The sequence below is a fragment of the Methylobacterium sp. NFXW15 genome, from assembly GCF_049887755.1.
In the GTDB taxonomy this organism is placed as follows: Bacteria; Pseudomonadota; Alphaproteobacteria; order Rhizobiales; family Beijerinckiaceae; genus Methylobacterium.
Map to the genome: position 1 here is coordinate 573,317 of NZ_JAGEKG010000002.1, position 19,941 is coordinate 593,257.

Below are 19,941 nucleotides of genomic sequence, written 5' to 3' on the forward strand. Positions count from 1 at the left end.
TTCCATGGCCCGTCCACCCGTTGAGGCGCGCAAGCCCGCGCGTCTGACCGTTCGGCTGACCCCGCGCGGTGGGAAGGACGCGATCGACGGCTGGATTCGCGACTCGGACGGGGCCCCTTGCCTGAAGGTCCGCGTCTCCGCGCCGCCCGTCGAGGGGGCGGCGAACGGGGCGCTGGAAAAGCTCATCGCCGCTACGCTCAAAGTCCCAGGGAGCGCCGTGACGATCGTGGCCGGGCACCAGGCGCGGGTGAAGCGTTTGGAGATAGCCGGAGCGGACGAGGCGGATCTGGCGCGCGTGTTCGGGGCGCCCGGCTGACGGAGCGCCCCGCAACTTTGCTCAGAAGCCCACCTTGTCCCCGCCCTTGAGCGAGAGGATCTCCCGTGCCTCGTCGGGGGTGGCGATGGAGAGCCCGAGCCCTTCGATGATGCTGCGCACCCGGCGAACCTGGGCGGCATTGGTCTCTGCGAGCTTGCCCGGCCCGTCCCAGAGGCTGTCTTCCAGGCCGACGCGGACGTTGCCGCCCATCGCCGCCGCCATCGCGGCAATGTTCATCTGATTGCGTCCGGCGCCCAGAACCGACCAGCGATAGTTGTCGCCGAATAGCCGGTCTGCCGTGCGCTTCATATGCATCACGTCATCTGGATGGGCGCCGATGCCACCCTGAAGGCCGAAGACCGTCTGAATGAACAGGGGGGCCTGAACGAGACCGCGATCGAAAAAGTATTTGAGATTGTAAAGATGCGCGGTGTCGTAGCACTCGAACTCGAAGCGCGTTCCATTCGGGCCGCAGGTGGTGAGGATGTGCTCGATCTGCCCGAACGTGTTGCGGAAGATGATGTCCTTGTTGCCGAGGTAATCCTTCTCCCACTGATGCTTCAGATCCTTGAAGCGATCGAGCATGCCGAACAGGCCGAAATTCATCGAGCCGAGATTGAGCGAAGCCACCTCTGGCTTGAACGTCGCAGCAGGGCGGACGCGCTCTTCGATCGACATGGTCGGCGCGCCGCCGGTCGTGAGGTTCACGACGCAGTTCGAACGCTGCTTGATGACCGGCAGGAACTTGGCGAAAGCCTCCGGGCTCTGGTCCGGGCGGCCGTCCTGAGGGTCGCGGGCATGCAGGTGGACGATGGCCGCACCCGCTTCCGCCGCGCCGATGGCCGCGTCGGCGATCTCCTCCGGCGATACCGGCAGGTGGGGCGACATGCTCGGCGTATGGATCGCCCCCGTCACCGCACAGGTGATGATGACCTTGCGTTGAGTCGCCATGCTCAATCCTTCTGTTGGGTCTTGTGGGCGCGAAGGGCGGCCAGCCGCTCGTCACGCCGCCTCATGCGGGCCGGCAGATCGCCCGGCGCCGTCCACTGGGACAGGATCGTCTGCACCGCCGCGTCCTCGTAGACAGCGGGCGGTGGCGGCTCGGCGGCGAGCCGCTTGTAGAAGCCGGTATAGCGCGCGCAATAATCGGCGATGCCGCCCGGCGCATTGAGTTCGATGGTCTCGAACGGCCCCATGAAGCTCCACCGCAGGCCGAGCCCGTCCGCCACCGTACGGTCGAGATCCTGCGGCGTGACATAGCCTTCGGAGGTGAGCCGGAACGCCTCTGCGAGAAGCGCGCCCTGCAAGCGGTTGAGGATGAACCCCTCGATTTCTTTCAGCACGATGATCGGCACCTGCCCGATCGCCTCGTAGACCTCCCGCGCACGGGTCAGGGCTGCCGGGTCGGTCCAGGGCGCACCGGAAATCTCCACCAGCGGGATCAGGTGCGGAGGATTGACCGGATGACCGATGAGGCAGCGACCGCGACCGGGCAGATCGTCCGTAAAGAGCGAGCAGCGGATCGCGGAGGATGACGAGGCGATCACCGTCTCCGGGGGCGCCAGGGCATCCATTTCCGCGAAGAGAGTACGCTTCACCTCCGCGAGTTCCGGCCCGTTCTCCTGCACGAAGGTGCAGCCTCGCAAAGCGTCCGCGAGGCTTCCCACGGCATGGATGCGGGCGGCCGCCCCGTCCGGGTCGGCGCAGAGGCCGTGGGCGGCGAGTGTTCGCAAGCCGTCCGCGCAGAGCGGCACTGCGGCTGCGGCGACGCCCTCGGCCGTGTCGAACAGGCGCACGTCCCAGCCCGCACGGGCGAAGATCATGGCCCAGGCCCGGCCGATCAGGCCTGATCCGACGATGGCGACGGTCTCGTTCACAGCCACAACACCTTCCGCCTCAGATCCTGATCCTCGCGCAGCGACCGCGACTCGCCGCTCCACTGCACGGCGCCGCGCTCCAGGGCGACGGTGCGGTCCGACAGGGCCAGCGCGAGATCGAGGTGATGATCGACAATGATGATCGAGAGTTCTCGCCGCAGCCGGTCGAACGCCTCGAACAATTCCTCGGTGACGGCGGGCGACAGGCCCTCGAACGGCTCATCCAGAAGCAGCAGGCGCGTGTCGCCGGAGAGGGCGCGGGCCACGGCCACCATCTGCTGCTCGCCGCCGGAGAGGCGGGCCGCATCGACATTCCAGCGCTGCTTGAGTCGCGGGAAAAATTCGAGCACCCGTTCCTCATCCCAGTGGATACCCGCACCTGTAAGACGTTTCAGGCGGCCGAGCCCCAGATTCTCGGCGACGCTCATGCCCGCGAATAGCGCGCGCCCCTGGGGCACGTAGCCGATGCCCGCCCGGGAGATCCGATCCGGTGAAAGACCGGCAATCTCTTTCCCGCCCAGGACGATCCGGCCCGAGGCGGGAGGCGCGATGCCGATCAACGTCTTGAGCAGAGTCGACTTTCCGGCGCCGTTGCGTCCGAGCAGGGCCACGACCTCGCCACGGCGGACAGTGAGGTTCACGCCGTTGAGAATGTGCGACTTACCGTAGAAGGTATTCACGCCCTCCATAACCAGCAGATCGTCCTTCGCGGCCGCGCTGGCGCGGGGCTTGGCCGCAATGGCCGCCGTGCCGGAGCCGAGATAGACCGCCTGCACCTTCTCGTCGTCGCGGGCATCTGCCACGGTGCCGTCCACCAGCACTGCCCCGTCCGCCATCACCGTCACGCGATCGGCGAGGCGGAATACCCGGTCGATGTCGTGCTCCACGAGGAGCACGGGGATGTCGGCGGAGAGAGCCTTGATCAGATCGCCCACCCGCTCCCGCTCGGCAGCGGCAAGGCCCGCCAGCGGTTCATCGAGGAGCAGGACGCGGGGCCGGGTCGCCAGGGCGAGGCCCATGTCGAGCAGGCGCTGACCGCCGTAGGACAGGCTTCCCGCCTCGGCCCGCTCGATGCCGGCGAGGCCGGTCCAGCGCAGCAACTCCTCGGTATCGTCGGCCACCTCACGGATGCGGAGCGCATCACGCCAAGGGCTGAAATGCGCCGGGTGGCGCGCCTGTACGGCGAGGCGCACGTTCTCCTGCACCGACAATCCCGGAAACAGGTTGGTGATCTGGAAGGAGCGGCCGATACCCGCCCTCGTGATGGCGTAAGGCTCCAACCCGCCCACATCGCGCCCATCGAGGGTGATGCGCCCTGCATCCGGGCGGTAGAGACCAGAGAGCAGGTTGAACGCGGAGGTCTTGCCCGCGCCGTTCGGACCGATCAGCGCATGGAGCGTCCGGTCCGCCACAGCGAAGGAGACGCCCCGGACAGCTGCGACGGCACCAAAGCTCTTGGCAATGCCGTCCGCGACGAGGACCGGCCCGTTCCCCTTGCCCTCGGCGATGAAGCGTGGCGGCACCCGCCCGCTCGCCCCGGCCCGGCGCGCAGCCATGGCGGCGCCTTCGGTCGGCACCTTTCGGAACGGCTTCAGCAGTCGCGTGCCGATGCCCACGAGCCCGTCCGGCGAGAGCACGATGAAGGCGACGAAGAGCAGGCCGAAGTAGAGGAGCCAGTCGCCCGTGTAGATCGACAGGAACTCACGGAAGAGGATGAAGAACAGCGCGCCGATTGCGGGCCCAAGGAACGAGCGCATTCCGCCGATCACAACCATCGCGAGCAATTCGCCGGAGAAGGCGATGGAGATCGGGTCGGCGGAAGCGAAGCGGTGATTGTAGGCCGACAGCGCCCCGGCGAGCCCCGTGATGGTCGCGGACAGGACGAAGGCCGCGAGCTTGTAGCGATTGGTCGGGTAGCCGAGAAATCCGGCGCGCTGCTCGTTCTCGCGGATCGCCACCAGAACCGTCCCCATGGGAGACCGCCGGAAGCGCCACAGGCCGAACAGGACCAGGGCCGCGATGCAGGCTGTGGCGGTGTAGAGGGCGGCGGGTGTGTCGAGGATCGCCCAGCGCTGCACGCCGCCGATGCCGTTCTCACCGCCGGTCAGGTCGGTCCAGCGAAAAGCGATGGCGTAGAGCATCGCGGTGAGGGCCAGGGTGAGCAGCGAGAAGTAGACGCCGCGTCGACGAAGGATCAGCGCTCCGGCCACCAGCGAGCAGCCTGCGGTGATCGCGACCGCACCGAAGAGCGGCAGCGCCATGTCGTGCGGCATGAGCCGCGTTTGAAGGATCGCCACGGCATAGGCGCCGATGCCGAACCACGCCCCGTGCCCGAAGGAGACGAGGCCGGTCCAGCCGACGAGGATGTTGAGGCCGAGCACGGCGAGGGCGAAGATCACGACGTCGGTGGCGGTGATCATGGTGAGGCCGATGCCGTCTAGGGCAAAGGGCAGGACCACGAGCGCGGCTAACGCCGCCCAAAGCTGGCGGCTCTCACGGACGATACCGCCACGCTGCGGAGGGGCGAGGGGAAGGGCCTCGGCGGTTCCGGACATGGCCATCCTCACTCGAACCGGGCGATGTGCTCGCCGAACAGACCGCGCGGCCTCAGCAGCAGCACCAGCACCATCAGACCGTAGACCGCCGCCTCGGTGGCGGGCGGATAGGCGTAGGCGGTGAGACCGCGCACCACGCCGACGATGAGGGCCGCCAGAACGACGCCCCAGAACGAGCCGAGGCCACCGATCACCACCACCACGAAGGCGAAGGTGAGGATTTCCGCGCCCATGGCAGGCTGTACCCCGGTGACGGGCGCCATCATGGTGCCAGCGAGTGCGGCGAGGCCGGTGGCGATGACGACAACGGCGGTCATGTAGGGCCGCAGCGAAATGCCGAGCGCCGCCACCATGTCTGGGTTCTGCACGCCCGCGCGCACCACCCGGCCGAAGCTCGTCTTGGTCAGCAGGAGCCAGAGGCCGAGCACGCAAACCATGGCCACCGCGAGGATCGCGAGGCGATAGCGCGAATAGATCAGATCACCGATGAACACCTGTCCGCGCAGCCAGGGCGGGATGCCGAAGGGCAGGGGAGCCGCGCCGAAGGCCATGCGCAAGGCCTGCTCTGCAACCATGGCGAGGCCGAAAGTCAGCAACAGGCCGAGCGCCGGATCGCCCCGGTAGAACCGGCGCAGAAGAAATCGTTCTATGACGAGGCCCAAGAGCCCCACCGCCAATGGCGAGACGATCAGCGCCCCGCCGAAGCCGATTTCGGGCGCGAGCGCGACCGTCAGATACGCGCCGATGGCATAGAAGGCGCCGTGAGCGAGGTTCACGATGCCGCCGAGGCTGAAGATCAGCGACAGACCGAGGGCGATCAGCAGATACTGCACGCCGATCAGCAGGCCGTTCAGCACCTGCTCCAGGATGAAGACGAGCGTCATCGGCTCACCTCACGCCGGGAAGGTGCAGGCATTCTCCTCCTTGTTGGTCGCAAGGACCTCCAAACTTTCCCCCGGCCCCGGCAGCGGGCCGGTGGATGTGAAGATGTCGTACTGGTTCTTGACCTTCTCCGGCGGCAGGGCGGTGATGGCGTACATCTCCTGCATCAGTTCGTGGTCCCACGGCCGGAAGTAGCCTTCCCGGGTCTTGTGGATGTCGAACTTCGCGCCGCTCTCCAGATATTCCACGATCTTCATGGAATCGATCGATTTCGTCGCGTTCATCGCCTGAGCGACGATCTTGGTCGAAGTGTAGTCGCTCCAGCCCTGGTTCTCGGGCGGGCGCTTATACTTCGCCTTGAAAGCTGCGACGAACTTCTGTGCCGAGGGCGAATCCACCATATGGTGCCACACCACCGGCCATGTGCCGAGGAAGTTGCCCTGTCCCGCACCCCAGGCGAGAGCCAGATCGAATCCGAATCCGGCGACGGGGAAGGGCAGGCCGAACTCGCTGTATTGCTTCAGGAAGTTGGTGATTTGCGCGCCTGCGAGGTTGCAGATCACCGCATCGGGACGAGCTTGGCGGATCTTGAGCAGGAAGGGGGAGAAATCGGTGAGTTCGGTCGGAATCAGATCCTCGCCGGTGATGGTCCCACCATTGGCGGCGAAGAACTTCTTGGCCTGCTTCAGAAGATCGTGGCCGAAGGCGTAATCCGCCGTCAGGGTGTAGATCTTCTTGTCCTTGATGAGACCCTTGTCGAGGAGAGCGCGGCCCGCGGCACGCACCATCATCGTGTTCTGCGATTCGACGTGGAACATGAAGCGCTTGCAATCGGAGCCGCGCAGGGCATCCGAGTTGGCGCCAGTGTTGATGAACAGCGTCTTCTCCCGCTGCGCGACCTGTGAGATCGCAAGCGCCGAAGCCGAATTGATCTCGCCGATCAGGCAGGCGACCTTGTCCCTCTGCACCATGCGCTCGGCCTTGGCTGAGGCCGTCTGAGGGTTCACGCTGTCCTCGGTCAGAAGCTCGACTTTGCGGCCGTTGATGCCGCCCGCCGCGTTGATTTCTTCCACGGCCAGTTGAGCCGCTTGCACGGCATATTCGCCGAGCGGCCCGAGGAATCCGGTGCGCGGCGTCAAATGGCCAATGCGGATCACATCCGCCTGCCCTTGCGAAAGGGCGGGCGCAGCGAGTGCCGGTGTCAGCAGGGCGGCACCGCCGGCCCGGAGCAACGTACGGCGCGAGATCGTATCGATGGACTGGCTCATGGCGCGCGGCCTCCCCAGACGTTTCCTCCAGCCGGGTCGTTTGTGAGGCTCTGCGGCCTGCCCGAACTGTGATCACACATCACTAGCGCGATAGTGCAGCTTTCGTCTAGTGTCGGCATATGAGTTCATCCCCCGCCCTTGCAGAGCTTCCGCAGATCGAGCGTCGGACCCTGGCGGATACCGCCTATGACGCCCTGTCCGATCTGCTCGCGTCGGGCCGTCTTGCACCGGGGGACCGCCTGTCCCTCCGCCAGACGGCGGCGGCGCTCGGCGTGTCGGTCATGCCGGTGCGGGAAGCAGTGAGCCGCCTCGCCTCGGATGGGGCTCTCGAAGTCGCCCCGAATCGTGCCCTTCGCGTCCCTGTGCTGGGCGCCGAAGCCTTTCGCGCATTGGCCGAGACGCGGATGGCGGTTGAGGGTCTTGCCGCGGCGAGGGCCGCCGAGCGGCGCAGTCAGGCGGATTTGGCAGCGATATGCCGGGCTGAGGCCGCGTTCCGCTCACTCGCCAGCAGCCCGCAACCGGATGGCGCCCGGGCGGTGGCACTCAACCGCGACCTGCATTTCGCGATCTATGCCGCGTGCGGCCTCGAACCGCTCCGGGAGATCATCGCAAGACTCTGGCTGAAAGCCGGGCCGGTGTTGAATCTCGATCTCCGGGCCCATCCGGAGCGGTTGCAGCAAGGCTTCGCCGTGCGCCGCCATGCTGAGGCCGTGGCTGCCATCGAGGCCCGGGATGGAACGGCCGCGTCGGTGGCCATCGCGGCGGATATCGGCGATGCAGCCGAGTTCATCCTGTCACGCGGTGGCCTCGTCGTCAGGCTCGCGTCCTGATTCCAATCATCGACAACGGGAGGATGGCCATGGATCTCGGCATCAACGGATTGCGCGTGCTGGTCACGGCGGGTGCCAACGGCATTGGGCGGGCCATCGTCGATGCCTTCCTCGGAGAGGGGGCGCGGGTCTTCACCTGCGACGTCGATGGGGCATCCCTCGAAAGCCTGCCGCCGGGGGTCGGGCGCAGCCTTACCGATGTCGGCGAGCGTGATCAGGTCGCAGCGATGATGGAGGCAGCGGTAGCCGATCTCGGGGGGCTCGACGTGCTGGTCAACAATGCCGGGATCGCCGGGCCGACCGGGCGCGTCGAAGACATCGCGCCCGAGGAATGGGACCGTTGTCTGACCGTGTGTCTGACGAGCCAGTTCAACTGCGCGCGGCTGGCCGTGCCCTACCTTCGGGCCAGCGACAACGCCTCGATCGTCAACCTGTCCTCGGCAGCGGGGAAGTTCGGCTTCGCCCTACGCAGCCCCTATGCGGCGGCGAAATGGGGGGTGATCGGCTTCACGAAGTCGCTGGCCATCGAGTTGGGCGAGGCCGGGATCCGCGTCAACGCAATCCTTCCCGGTCTCGTGGCGGGGGACAGGCAGCGACGGGTGTTGGAGGCGAAAGCACAGCAGCAGGGCACCAGCTTCGCCGATATGGAGGCGCGAGCCTTTTCCTTCGTGTCGATGAAGGAGTACGTCACCGCCGGTCAGCTAGCGGACCAGATCCTGTTCCTGTCCTCGAATCGCGGACGTACGATCTCGGGGCAAGCCATCTCCATCGACGGGGATACGCGGATGCTCTCCTGACCTGACGAGATGGTGCGGCTGCGCGAGCGCCTCACCGTCGGTCAGCGGCTGCAGGCCGGATCGCGGCGAGGAAGCCGTCGTAGAAATCCGTCACGGCTCGCAGCCGCTCGAATTGCGGCAGTGCGCCGGTCGGCACCGTGTCGATGCGCCAGTTGCGACGATCCGCGAAGCGCGGAGCGAGGCGGTAGTCCACGAAGTCACCGCGCTGGCCGTGGATCATCCACACCGGCAGTCGCAGGCGGTCGTAGAGCAGCGTGGAATCGGTCGGGAACAGGTGCCCGGCGATGAAGCAATAGGGCGCGTGCTCGGCGCCCGGCTGGTGCGCCGTGGCATAGGCGTAATCGAGCAGACCCTCATCGATCTTCGTGGCGCCGAAGGTCTTCTCCAGAAAGAACCGGATGCTGACCCGGCTCGCGAGCGCGCCGAACAGGGCAGGGCCGAGGAGCCGCCGATCGAGAAGCGAGCGGACCAGATCGCGTCCACGATGCCCGTCGACCGGTCCCTCGCCGGACAGACGCGCGTCGAAGCCTGTGGGGCTGATGAGGCCGAGCGTGGCATAATCCGCCGGTCGCGCGAGGCAGGCCCGCGCAAGATACGAACACGACAGCGAGATCGCCATGGCATCGACCGCTTCACCGCCGTGCCGGGCGCGGATCGATGCCACGACGGCGTGAATCGCGTCCGCCATCAGGCGTGGCGTGTAACGGCGGCGGCTGCGCTCGGAAAAACCGAAGCCGGGAAGGTCGAGGGCGTAGACCGGACGGCTCTCGCGATAATGCAGGTAGAGCGGTCGTGTCTCGTAGGCGCTCCCGGCCGCGTTGATCGAGTGGATCAGCAGCAAGGGGCGCCCGCTCCCCTCGGGAGACGCATAATACGAAACCGTCCCGGTCTGCGCTGTCGCGACGGTCTCGCGCGTGCCGGGCAGGGCGGCGGCCAGGGGCACGTGGGCATCGCGCGCGAATTTACGGGCGAGGCCGAGGGCGCCGATCGTAGCGGCTAGAGCGAGGGCGGTGCGCCCGGTCGGGCGAGCGATCGAATGCATAGGAGCGGTTGAGGGTTGAATGCAGCGGCTCGTCAACGCGGACGTGGGCCGGTGGTGCCTGTTTGCCGCAACTTACATTCGTAAGCCGGGCCGACCAAGGCGCATGCGGCCGATTGCGACGCTGAGACTGTTCAGGACGCTCGGCCGGTGCGCGGTCATGGGAAGGGCATTCGCGGCCTGACCGGCTGCTGCGCGAAGGAAGCTGACCGTCGCCGGATCGGCGCGCCACGCCTCGACACGTGTGCTGACGAGACTGTCCCGCGACCGCCTGCGATAATAGGCGTATGCCGCCGCGACATAGGCGGAACGGCTCATGGTCCGCGCCGGGCCGGAGCGAGGCGTCTCGGCCTTGAAGAACAGGGCGCTGCCCGGCACGCCGTAATGCGCGGCGATCTCCGGGTAGACCGGCCAACTCCCCATGCCGCCGAGGTCGTCGGGTAAGAAGGCGTCGAGATCACACGGTTCGAAGGATAGTCCCGCCGTGTCGAGCAAACCCTTGGCGATGTCGCTCATCACGAAAAGCTTCGGGTGGTTGGTGGAATGCATGAAGCACCCCCGTCGCGACCACCGGTTGATGGAGGGAGCGAGATCGAATCCAGCCTCCGCTCCGATCCTGCAAAGGCTCGCGACCGACTCGTTCCAGAACTCGTAATAGCCGAGCCGTTCGAAGACCGACTCGCTGAAGAGGCGCAGAGCCTGGGCCTCGGAAAAGCCGGCGAGATAGGCGTAGAGCGTCACCGCCGAATGGGAGTGCCCCATTGGGCCGGAGACGAGGCCGCGCAGGGTCGCATGGTCCTGGGTGCCGATGGACACTACGTCGGGATGATAAGCCGCGAAGGCGACGGTGGGGATCACGTGCACGTTCGGCCGCGCCCGGAAGTCGAGGATCGTGCCGGAATCCACGAAGGGTGGAAGGTAGATGCTGGTGAAGACCGCATCGTAGCCCTCGGCCTTCGCGATCAGGTCCGCAAGGCGGCGATAACGTCGCCCGAGGGTGAAGACCGACAGGAAATCGACCTGCGCCTCGGGCAGCAAGTAGCGTATCGCCTTCGCCACGCTGCCCGCTTGGCAGACGCCAATTACGAGTAGGCGCGGAGAGCCCGCCCCGCGCGGCTGGCCAACCTGCGAAATCCAGTATTGAGCGCGCCGAATAAGATCGAGGCCGGACATCACGCTTCTGTGCCACGGGTCTATAGAGTGGGCAAACGCGACCCGGTGACTGCCTGTTTCAGGCGAGCGCCATCTCGATCTCGCCGGACAGTTCGAGCCATTCCTCCTCGGCCGCGGCGAGCGCGCTCGCTGCATCGGCTCGCATCTTGGCGATCTCACCTGCCTTGGCAGCATTTTCGCGGAAGGCAGTGCCGTCTTCCAGCGCGGCATCGATCTTCTGGATCGCCGCCGAGAGCTTGGCCATGCGCGCCTCGACCCCCTCGAGCTTCTTGCGGAGGGGTGCGAGGGCCGCGCGACGCTCGACCCCGGCCCGGCGGGCCTCCGCCTTCTGGCCCCCTGCAGCCTCGGTCGGGCGTTCACCCTCGCGCTCCGGCCCGGCCAGGACGAGGCGGCGGTAATCGTCCATGTCGCCGTCGAAGGTCTTCACCGTCCCATCCGAGACGAGCCAGAGCCTGTCGGCACAGGCTTCGATCAGGAAACGGTCGTGGCTCACGAGGATGACGGCGCCCTCGTAATCGTTGATCGCCTCAACGAGCGCCTGACGGCTTTCGATGTCGAGGTGGTTGGTCGGCTCGTCGAGAATGAGCAGGTGCGGCCCGTGAAACGCTGCAAGCCCCATGAGCAAGCGCGCTTTCTCGCCGCCGGAGAGCTTCTCGACCGGCGTGTCGGCCTTGGCTGCGCCGAAGCCGAGGCGCGCGGTCGCCGATCGCACCTTGGCCTCCGGCACGTCAGGCATCATCGTGCGGACATGGGCATAGGCGCTCTCGGCGGGGCGCAACTCATCGAGCTGGTGCTGGGCGAAGTAGGCGACATCCATCTTGGACGAGCGCTTCATCTCCCCGGCGAGTGGTGGGAGGCGACCGCCGATCAGCTTGCAAAAGGTCGACTTGCCGTTGCCGTTGGCACCGAGCAGCGCGACCCGATCATCGGGCGCGAGGCTGAGGTTGAGACCGTTCAGCACCACCCGATCGCCATAGCCCGCCTTCACCCGGTCCATCGCGACGATTGGCGGGGAGAGCGGCTTCTCCGGGCTCGGCAGATGGATCACCGGCACGTCGTCTTCGAGCAGCGCTGCGATGGGCTCCATCTTGGCCAGCCGCTTCATGCGCGATTGGGCTTGCCGCGCCTTCGTCGCCTTGGCCTTGAACCGGTCGATGAAGCTCTGGAGATGCGCCCGCTCGACATCCTGCTTGGCCTTCGCCTTGGCCTGAAGCACGCGCTTCTCGGAAAGCTGACGGGCGAAACTCGTGTAGCCGCCCCGGTAGATCGAGAGCTTGCCCCGGTCGAGATGCAGGATGTGATCAACGCTCGTGTCGAGCAGATCCCGGTCGTGGCTGATGATGATCGCCGTGCGGGGGTAGCGCTCGAGATAATCGTAGAGCCAGAGCGTCCCCTCGATGTCGAGGTAGTTGGTCGGCTCGTCCAGAAGCAGCAGGTCGGGCTCGGAGAACAGAACCGCCGCCAGCGCGACGCGCATCCGCCAGCCGCCGGAGAAGTCCGAGCAAGGCCGCGCCTGGGCCGCCGCGTCGAAGCCGAGACCATGCAGGATCGCGGCCGCCCGCGCAGGCGCCGAATGTGCGCCGATATCGACGAGCCGCGTCTCGATCTCCGCCCGCCGAATGCCGTCGGCGTCTTCGGCTTCCGCCATCAGCTTCGCGCGCTCGGTGTCGGCGGCAAGCACGACCGCATGAAGCGTTTCAGGCCCAGCCGGAGCTTCCTGCGCCACCGCGCCCACCCTCATGCCCTTGGGAAGGGAGATCGCCTTCGCATCGACCGGAAGGTCGCCCAGGATCGCCCGGAACAGGGTCGTTTTGCCCGCGCCGTTGCGTCCGACGAGCCCAACATGAGCACCTTCGGGAATGGTGAAGCTCGCGCCGTCGAGAATCAGGCGGTCGCCGATGCGGTAGGTCAGGTCGTTGACGCGAAGCATCGCGGCGTTTTGATCGCGGATAGCCCGCGAGGCAAGGGTGCTCCGTCGCCCTGCTACGTCAGACCAGCTCCCACGCGGTTCGATCATGCATCAGCGCTGCGATGAGAGCGTGATTCAGGTCGTGGCAGGTGTGCGTGGCGACGATGCGCCCCTCGATCGGATGTCCGATCAGCGCAAAGTCTCCGACGATGTCGAGTACCCGGTGGCGAACCGTCTCGTCCGGCATGCGCAGGCCGCCGATGACCCGGTTCCGGAACAGCAGGGCGGCTGAACGGGGGCCACAGCCCTGAAGCAAGGGCTTACGAGTGACGAAACCGTAGCACCGCCCCGCCATCACCCGGATGAATCGGCCGAACGAGCGGGCGGGAGCGATGTCCCCGGGAAACGTCTCGGGCAGGATCGGTCCAGCCCAGTCGAAGGCGCCGAGATGGCACAACTCGATATGCGCCGAGACCGCGAAATTCTCGGCCGGCTCGATCGACAAGCTGCGATGGCGGTCCGCCACGCTGACCCGTCGCAGTACGCGCAGGCAGCGCACCGGTTCGCCCTGCTCGATACGGCCCACCCCGGCGATCCCCTGGCACCAGGGAACGGCGCTCCCATCGAAGATCGGCAGTTCCTCGGCATCGGTCTCGATGAGCGCGTTGTCGATCCGCAGGGCCGAGAGCGCGGCCAGCAGATGCTCTACGGTGCGGATGAGAACGCCATCCTTCCCTAACGCCGTGCAGGCGGGCTGCTTCACCTGCAGATCCCACCGGGCCGGGATGTCGTTGAAGCGACCATCCGGCATCCAACGGCGGAAGACGATGCCGTGTCCGGGCAGGGCAGGCGAAATCCGCACACGCCCCCTACGGCCTGTATGCAGCCCTCGTCCCGATCGCTCGAAGGCATGCGTCAGCGTGGCTTGGTGCCGATACGCCGTCGCGTGTCGCGTCGGCGCGATGAGTTGGGAGAGGGACGGCATGGAGGTTTAGAAGGATAGGCAAGTGAATCCATATGCCGCGATCCACGCCAAAGGGGGAATCACAGTGTCGTGGTGGCTTGACCCTGCGCGACGCCCCGGCCACCATCCCGGCGCACCCGGCGGCTCTCGCATTGCGAGCGTTCGGGCGGTTTCTATCCCGGGGGTCGCCGGCCGGAAGCCGTAGGGGCTTGGGGGACGGCGAGGTACTTCGTTAATGGCGCGCCTGGGGACTATTCCGTTCTTCAAGGATGCGGGCATCGAGCTCGCGACCTTCGAGAATCGCTGCCATTGGCGCCGGTTCGATGAGAATGAGACGCTCGTCGACTTCGACGACATTTCCACCGACGTCTATTTCATCGCCTCCGGTGAAGTGCGGATCCTGAACCGGACGCAGTCCGGCAAGGAGGTTATTCTCGGTGAGATGCGGGGCGGCGCCTTCTTCGGCGAACTCGCGGCCATCGACGGCATCGGGCGCTCGGCCAACGTGACCGCACTGACCCGTGGTGAGGTCTGCGTCGTGCCGGCGAGCGTGTTCAAGCAGATCGTCTTCGCCTCGGAGGCGATCGCCGACCGGCTGATGCGCCTGCTCGCCAAGCGCGTGCGCGAGTTGAACACGCGCCTCATGGAGCATGCCCTGCTCGATCTGCGGCACCGTCTTTATGCCGAATTGCTGCGCCTTTCCGTGCCCCGCTCCGGCGCCGGGGGTGAGCGCGTGGTGACACCACCGCCGTATCACCATGTGCTGGCGGCGCGGATCGGCTGCCGCCGCGAGCAGGTGACGCGGGAGTTCACCGCCATGGCGGCGGAGGGCCTGGTGGACCGTACGCGCGGCGCCCTTGTGTTGCGTCGGCCGGATCTCTTGGAGGCGCGGGTCGCCGAGGCCCTGCGCGAGGATTCCTGACGCCTTGGCGATGGCGCCCAGTCTCTCGATCGAGCGGCTCGTCAAGCGGTTCGGCACGCATGTCGCCGTGGATGGGGTGGATCTCGAACTGGCGCCGGGGGAGTTCTTCTGTCTCCTCGGTCCATCGGGCTGCGGGAAAAGCACCCTGTTGCGCATGATCGCGGGGTTCGAGAGCCCGAGCGAAGGCAGCATCTCGGTCAACGGCACCGACGTCACGGGACTCCCGCCGCATCGTCGGCCGGTGAACATGATGTTCCAGTCCTACGCGCTGTTTCCGCATATGAGTGTGGCGGCCAACATCGCCTATGGGTTGAAAGGGCGGCCGGACGCGAAGGCGCGCGTGGATGAGCTTCTTCGCCTCGCCCGCCTCGAAGGCTTCGGGGCTCGGCGGCCCGACACTTTGTCCGGTGGTCAGCGCCAGCGCGTGGCACTGGCCCGCGCCATCGCCCGCGAGCCGGGCCTGCTGCTGCTCGATGAACCGCTCGGCGCCCTCGACCGGGGCCTGCGCGAGGAGACGCAGGGAGAGTTGCGCGCTTTGCAGAAGCGGCTCGGAACCAGCTTCATCGTCGTCACCCACGATCCCGAGGAGGCGATGATGCTCGCTGATCGGATCGGCGTGATGGAGCGCGGGCGCCTCGCGCAGATCGGGGCCCCAACCGACCTCTATCGCCGCCCGGTGAGCCGCTACGTGGCGGGCCTGCTCGGCGATGTAAATCTCATCCCCGGCCGACTCGGCGCGAAGGGCGTCGGCGGCATTCGCGACGTCGCGAGCGCCAACGGCGTGCTCAGGGCGCAGGAAGGCGCCGTCGATCTCGAAGAAGGCGCGGAGGTCGTGATCGCGGTGCGCCCCGAGAACTTGACCTTCGGCGAGACCGGCCTTCCCGCCACCGTCGCGGACGAAACATTTCTGGGCGACCGTGTCCGCCGCCTGCTGCGGCTGGCCGATAACACCGTGCTCCGGGCGAGCGGCTCGCCGGGCGTCGGGCCTGATCGCGGAGCGGCGACACATGTCGGCTTCGCCCCGGCGGATGCCGTCATCCTGCCCGCGTGAGCCGCCCCATGGCCAGCCGGATCTTCGCTCGTCTGCTGAGACTGCCGCCGTTCCTGTGGCTCGGCGCGTTCTTCCTGCTGCCCTTCCTCGTCACGCTGAAGATCAGCCTGTCGGAGCCAGCCACTGCCATTCCGCCCTATCTGCCGCTGCTCGATTGGCAGGGTGGACTCGACGGGTGGTCGAGCTTCCTCGAAGCCTTGAACTTCACGAACTACATCACTCTCGCTCAGGACGACCTGTATCAGGCGGCGACCCTCGGCTCCCTCTTCTATGCCGGGACCGCGACGGCGATTCTGGTCGTCATCGGCACTCCTATCGCCTACGCCCTGGCTCGCGCCCCGCTGCGCTGGCAACCGTTGCTCGTCGCCCTGGTGGTGGTGCCGTTCTGGACGAGCTTTCTCATCCGCATCTATGCGTGGATCGCCATCCTGAAGCAGGAAGGGCTTCTGAACCTCGTTCTCATGAAGCTCGGGCTGATTTCCCAGCCCTTGGTGATTCTAAATACCGACGTCGCGGTGATCATCGGGCTCGTCTACGCCTATCTGCCCTTCATGGTGCTACCGCTCTATGCGGTGATGAACCGGCTCGATCCGAGCCTGCGAGAGGCCGCCGCCGATCTCGGCGCCAGCCCTGCGCGGGTGTTCTGGACAGTGACCCTGCCGCTCAGCCTGCCGGGCATCATGGCCGGCGCGGGGCTGTGCTTCATCCCGATGGTCGGCGAGTTCGTCATCCCCGATCTGCTCGGCGGCTCGGAAACGCTGATGCTCGGCCGCGTGCTCTGGAGCGAATTCTTCTCGAACCGCGACTGGCCCCTGGCAGCAGCGGTGGCCGTGGTGCTGCTCGTGATCGTCGTCGCGCCCGTCGTGCTGTTCCGCGATAGCTTGCGCGCGGGCGGGGAGGGCGCATGAGCGGCGTGACGCGCGCCGCCCTGTGGCTCGGGCTCGGCTTTCTCTACGCGCCGATCCTCGTGCTGGTGGCATACTCGTTCAATGCCTCCAACCTCGTGACGGTCTGGGGCGGGTTCTCTACCCGCTGGTACTCGGCCCTGTTTTCGGATGGGCCCCTCATCGCCGCCGCCTGGGTCTCGCTGCAGGTCGCCGTCTTCGCGAGCCTGACCGCCACCCTGCTCGGCACCCTCGCTGCTTTGGCGCTGGAGCGCCATGGGCGCTTTCGGGGGCGCTCGCTCTTCACTGGGCTCGTCTACGGACCGATGGTCATGCCAGAGGTGATGATAGGCCTCTCGCTGCTGCTGCTGTTCATCGGCATCGGTCTCGACCGGGGTCTCGTGACCATCGTCATCGCCCACGCGACCTTCTGTACAGGCTTCGTGGCGGTGGTCGTCGCCGCGCGTCTGCGCGGGCTCGACCGTTCGCTGGAAGAGGCGGCCGCCGATCTTGGCGCGAGCCCGTTTCGCGTGCTGACGACGGTGACCCTCCCGCTTCTCGCCCCCGCGATCGCGGCAGGCGCGCTCCTCGCCTTCACACTGTCACTGGATGATCTCGTGATCGCGAGCTTCGTGTCCGGCCCCGGCGCGACGACCCTGCCGATGCGTCTCTACAGCCAAGTGAGATTGGGGGTGAACCCGGAGATCAACGCGGCCTCCACGCTGCTGGTCGTCCTCGTCAGCCTTGTGGTGTTGATCGCCTCCTGGCTCACCGCTCGCCGAGCCGCCTGACGCGCTCGGACGGTTGAACCAGTTTCGCAACGAGGGCCGTCACCACGAGGTTCACCACCAGCGCCAGCACCCCGAGATTGACATCGCGCAGGGGGCCGAGCTGCGGGTAATGCGTGAGGCTGAAACCACTGAGGGTGGTCGCTGCTACCGTCGCGACACCCGCGATGATCCCCGCCGCGGCCGCTCGCTTGTCCAGCGGATTACGCCGCATCAAGCTGGTTAGGAAGCACGGAAAAAGCTGCGTCACGAAGTTGTAGCCCATCAGCAGCAGCTGCACGATCGTATCGCCGCCCGAGAGGGTGAAGCCGACGCAGACCAGCGACATCACCGGCACGAACGCTTTCGCCAAGCGGGCAATCACCGCGTCATCCATCCCGGGGCGCAGGGGCCGTACGATGTTGTTCGCCAGTAAGGTCGCCCCGGCGATCAAGATCATCGAACCAGGCACCAGCGCGGTCAGAACGCCGGTCGCTCCGATGATCCCCACGAACCACGGCGGGAAACTCTGGAGTGAGAGCTTGAACAGCGCGAGGTCGACCTCCGGCCCGGTCAGGCCCGGCACCTGCAACACGGCTGCGAAGCCGACCACGAAGACGAAGAGGTTGATCAACTGGTAGAGCGGCAGAATTGCCGCGTTGCGCCGGAAGGATCGCGGCTCGCGAGCGGTATAGAGCGAGCCGAAGGTGTGTGGCCACATGAACGCGCCGAGCGCCGTCAGCAGCGTCGTGGTTGCGAACCATGTCGGGCTTTGGCCCAGGGACGGCAGCGCGAGGAAGCCCGGCTTCTGCGCCTCGATCGCCTGAAACATGGCCTCGTAGCCGCCGTAATAGTGAAGCGGCAGATAGATGCCGAGGAACACCACCACGCAGAGGATGCTGATATCCTTCAGCACGGCATTCCAGGCCGAACCGTGCACTCCCGACACCACCACATAGGCCGTAACAGCGACGGCGCCGATCCAGACGGCGACCGTCGGCGAGATGGCACCGTAGGAGGCAGTCGACACGATGATGCCGAGCCCCTTGAACTGCAGCACCATGTAAGGGACGAGCGCCACCAGTCCGACCAGGGCGACCAACATTCCGAGCGCCGGACTCTCGTACTTCGCGGCGAAGAAGTCCGGCTGCGTGAACAGGCGCCTTTCCTTCGCATAACGCCAGACCGGCGGCAGCAGCCAATAGGATGTGACGTAGCCGAGGGTAATGTAGCAGAGGATGTAGTAGGCGGGCGCGCCTTTGCCGTAGGCGATGCCGGAGCCACCGAGGAAGGTGAAGGTCGTGTAGATCTCACCCGCCATCAGCAGGAACACGAAGGCGGTGCCGAAGCCGCGCCCGCCCACCGTCCATTGCTCCAGGCCCATCTCCCGACCGGATCGGGCGCGCAGGCCGAGTCCGAGGGCGACGACGAAGGCTGCCGCGACGATGATGAGGGCGGCGCTCATCGGCCATCCTCCGGGGCGCGATTCTGTGGATCAGTGAAGTAGATGATCCCCATGATCGCGCTTGTCGCGAGCACGCAGAAGACGAGCCACGCCAGCAGGAACGGGAGGCCCAGAATAAAGGGCTCGACCCTGTTCATGAAGTACGGGCCGACGAGCATGCCGAGAAACGGCAACACCGCGAGCCATCGGACATGCCGCATCGACCGGCTCCCACCATCGAAGGGCCGCGCATGGCCCGGCGAGGGATGAACGGTCTTCACGCCGGAGGGTTCATCGTAGCCGACGAATGGTGTGCGAAGCGGAGCCGTGCGCCAGCGCACCGGCTCAGCTTTCGTCTGGGATTACGTCTCGATTGCCCGCTGCCCCGTGCAATGGGTGAACCGAGATTCGCCCCATGAAGGTACTTCCCAGCTTCCTCGCTCTGGGCGCCGTTCTGGCCCTCGTGCCCGTCGCCGCCGAAGCCCGGCCGTTGCATCACGCGAAGGCCGAGGCCAACGCCCCCGCGAAAGCGAGGCGGGCGGCCATGGAAGGCTTTACCGCCCGGATGAGCCGCCTCGACGCGCTGATGGGCACGAGTCCCAGTGCCCGGACCCGTTCAGCCTCGGCCGAGCACTGATCAGCGCCCGAGTCCGCCAGCCTCCTCGATGAACTTGGCGACAATGTCCGCCCCGTCGCCCGCGCGAAGCGAGGCGAAAACGTAGGGCCGCGTGCCGCGCATCCGTTTCGTATCGCTCTCCATGACCGAGAGGTCGGCCCCGACGAGCGGTGCGAGATCGGTCTTGTTGACGATCAGCAGGTCCGAACGGGTGATGCCCGGCCCGCCCTTGCGGGGGATCTTCTCCCCACCCGCGACGTCGATGACGTAGAGGGTGATATCCGCGAGTTCCGGCGAGAACGTCGCCGCGAGGTTGTCTCCGCCGGACTCGATCAGCACCAGATCGAGTTTCGGAAAGCGTTGCCGCATCTGGGCGACGGCGGCCAGATTGATCGAGGCGTCCTCCCGGATCGCGGTATGCGGGCAGCCGCCGGTTTCGACGCCGAGGATCCGCTCCTCGGGCAGGGCGCCCGCGACGGTGAGAATGCGCGCATCCTCCTTCGTGTAGATGTCGTTGGTGATGGCGCAGATCTCGTAACGGTCGCGAAACCGCTTGCAGAGCTGTTCCATCAGCGCCGTCTTGCCCGAGCCAACCGGGCCGCCAATGCCGACGCGCAGGGGACCGTTCGCGGAAACGCTCATCGCTG

Annotated in this window: 20 protein-coding genes; 8 read left to right on the forward strand and 12 right to left on the reverse strand. The window is 66.6% G+C overall.

Features of this window, described 5'->3' with window-relative positions; genetic code table 11:
* The first annotated feature begins 4 nt into the window (after positions 1–4).
* Entirely contained in the window at positions 5–316 is a 312-nt protein-coding gene (locus tag J4O73_RS07045) for a DUF167 domain-containing protein (RefSeq protein ID WP_426215877.1), read from the forward strand.
* Between the two features lie 21 nt (positions 317–337).
* Here the strand turns inward: J4O73_RS07045 and J4O73_RS07050 are convergent, their stop codons facing one another.
* From J4O73_RS07050 to J4O73_RS07070, 5 genes are read right to left on the reverse strand one after another with little or no spacing between them, the layout of a single operon-like run.
* Complete coding sequence (locus J4O73_RS07050) at positions 338–1,267, reverse strand: 3-keto-5-aminohexanoate cleavage protein (RefSeq protein WP_426215879.1); 930 nt, start codon at positions 1,265–1,267, stop codon at positions 338–340.
* A 2-nt stretch (positions 1,268–1,269) separates the two neighbouring features.
* Positions 1,270–2,193 (reverse strand): 3-hydroxyacyl-CoA dehydrogenase, encoded by a 924-nt coding sequence (locus tag J4O73_RS07055; protein ID WP_426215880.1) that lies wholly within the window; start codon positions 2,191–2,193, stop codon positions 1,270–1,272.
* Entirely contained in the window at positions 2,190–4,748 is a 2,559-nt protein-coding gene (locus J4O73_RS07060) for an ATP-binding cassette domain-containing protein (RefSeq protein WP_426215882.1), read from the reverse strand. The genes J4O73_RS07055 and J4O73_RS07060 overlap by 4 nt, the downstream gene beginning before the upstream one ends.
* An 8-nt stretch (positions 4,749–4,756) precedes the next feature.
* Positions 4,757–5,632 (reverse strand): branched-chain amino acid ABC transporter permease, encoded by an 876-nt coding sequence (locus J4O73_RS07065; protein ID WP_426215883.1) that lies wholly within the window; start codon positions 5,630–5,632, stop codon positions 4,757–4,759.
* Positions 5,633–5,641: 9 nt separating this feature from the next.
* Entirely contained in the window at positions 5,642–6,898 is a 1,257-nt protein-coding gene (locus J4O73_RS07070) for an ABC transporter substrate-binding protein (RefSeq protein WP_426215885.1), read from the reverse strand.
* A gap of 119 nt (positions 6,899–7,017) precedes the next feature.
* On the opposite strand from J4O73_RS07070, the gene J4O73_RS07075 reads away from it, so the two are divergent.
* Together J4O73_RS07075 and J4O73_RS07080 are read left to right on the forward strand one after the other, a co-directional pair.
* Complete coding sequence (locus J4O73_RS07075) at positions 7,018–7,728, forward strand: GntR family transcriptional regulator (protein WP_426215887.1); 711 nt, start codon at positions 7,018–7,020, stop codon at positions 7,726–7,728.
* Positions 7,729–7,757: 29 nt separating this feature from the next.
* Positions 7,758–8,525: an SDR family oxidoreductase gene (locus J4O73_RS07080; RefSeq protein WP_426215889.1), complete on the forward strand. Its 768-nt coding sequence runs from the start codon at positions 7,758–7,760 to the stop codon at positions 8,523–8,525.
* 31 nt (positions 8,526–8,556) lie between these two features.
* Here the strand turns inward: J4O73_RS07080 and J4O73_RS07085 are convergent, their stop codons facing one another.
* From J4O73_RS07085 to J4O73_RS07100, 4 genes are all read right to left on the reverse strand, one after another.
* Positions 8,557–9,567 (reverse strand): alpha/beta fold hydrolase, encoded by a 1,011-nt coding sequence (locus tag J4O73_RS07085; protein ID WP_426215890.1) that lies wholly within the window; start codon positions 9,565–9,567, stop codon positions 8,557–8,559.
* 72 nt (positions 9,568–9,639) lie between these two features.
* Complete coding sequence (locus tag J4O73_RS07090; protein ID WP_426215892.1) at positions 9,640–10,737, reverse strand: WcbI family polysaccharide biosynthesis putative acetyltransferase; 1,098 nt, start codon at positions 10,735–10,737, stop codon at positions 9,640–9,642.
* Between the two features lie 58 nt (positions 10,738–10,795).
* Complete coding sequence (locus J4O73_RS07095) at positions 10,796–12,667, reverse strand: ABC-F family ATP-binding cassette domain-containing protein (RefSeq protein ID WP_426215894.1); 1,872 nt, start codon at positions 12,665–12,667, stop codon at positions 10,796–10,798.
* A gap of 58 nt (positions 12,668–12,725) precedes the next feature.
* Positions 12,726–13,631, reverse strand: coding sequence for a UDP-3-O-acyl-N-acetylglucosamine deacetylase (locus J4O73_RS07100; protein WP_426215896.1), 906 nt, complete (start codon positions 13,629–13,631; stop codon positions 12,726–12,728).
* Positions 13,632–13,845: 214 nt separating this feature from the next.
* Here J4O73_RS07100 and J4O73_RS07105 point away from each other — a divergent pair, with 214 nt between their 5' ends.
* The 4 genes from J4O73_RS07105 to J4O73_RS07120 are packed head-to-tail and all read left to right on the forward strand — an operon-like array spanning position 13,846 to position 17,258.
* Complete coding sequence (locus J4O73_RS07105; RefSeq protein ID WP_426215898.1) at positions 13,846–14,532, forward strand: Crp/Fnr family transcriptional regulator; 687 nt, start codon at positions 13,846–13,848, stop codon at positions 14,530–14,532.
* A gap of 10 nt (positions 14,533–14,542) precedes the next feature.
* Positions 14,543–15,583 carry an ABC transporter ATP-binding protein gene (locus J4O73_RS07110; protein WP_426215900.1) on the forward strand — a complete coding sequence of 347 codons (1,041 nt, stop codon included), beginning with the start codon at positions 14,543–14,545 and terminating at the stop codon, positions 15,581–15,583.
* Between the two features lie 8 nt (positions 15,584–15,591).
* Positions 15,592–16,491 (forward strand): ABC transporter permease, encoded by a 900-nt coding sequence (locus tag J4O73_RS07115; protein ID WP_426215902.1) that lies wholly within the window; start codon positions 15,592–15,594, stop codon positions 16,489–16,491.
* Entirely contained in the window at positions 16,488–17,258 is a 771-nt protein-coding gene (locus J4O73_RS07120) for an ABC transporter permease (RefSeq protein ID WP_426215904.1), read from the forward strand. The genes J4O73_RS07115 and J4O73_RS07120 overlap by 4 nt, the downstream gene beginning before the upstream one ends.
* Here J4O73_RS07120 and J4O73_RS07125 read toward each other — a convergent pair.
* Both J4O73_RS07125 and J4O73_RS07130 read right to left on the reverse strand, forming a co-directional pair.
* Positions 17,236–18,699, reverse strand: coding sequence for a sodium:solute symporter family protein (locus tag J4O73_RS07125; protein ID WP_426215906.1), 1,464 nt, complete (start codon positions 18,697–18,699; stop codon positions 17,236–17,238). The two genes, J4O73_RS07120 and J4O73_RS07125, sit on opposite strands and share 23 nt — an antisense overlap.
* On the reverse strand, positions 18,696–18,899 hold the full coding sequence (locus tag J4O73_RS07130) for a DUF3311 domain-containing protein (protein WP_426215908.1): 204 nt from the start codon (positions 18,897–18,899) through the stop codon (positions 18,696–18,698). Before J4O73_RS07130 ends, J4O73_RS07125 begins: the two co-directional genes overlap by 4 nt.
* Positions 18,900–19,093: 194 nt before the next feature.
* Here J4O73_RS07130 and J4O73_RS07135 point away from each other — a divergent pair, with 194 nt between their 5' ends.
* Positions 19,094–19,315: a hypothetical protein gene (locus tag J4O73_RS07135; protein ID WP_426215910.1), complete on the forward strand. Its 222-nt coding sequence runs from the start codon at positions 19,094–19,096 to the stop codon at positions 19,313–19,315.
* Here J4O73_RS07135 and ureG read toward each other — a convergent pair whose 3' ends face one another.
* The gene (gene ureG / locus J4O73_RS07140) at positions 19,316–19,936 is read right to left on the reverse strand and encodes an urease accessory protein UreG (protein WP_426215912.1); all 621 of its coding nucleotides are present in this window, start codon (positions 19,934–19,936) and stop codon (positions 19,316–19,318) included.
* Positions 19,937–19,941 lie beyond the last annotated feature (5 nt).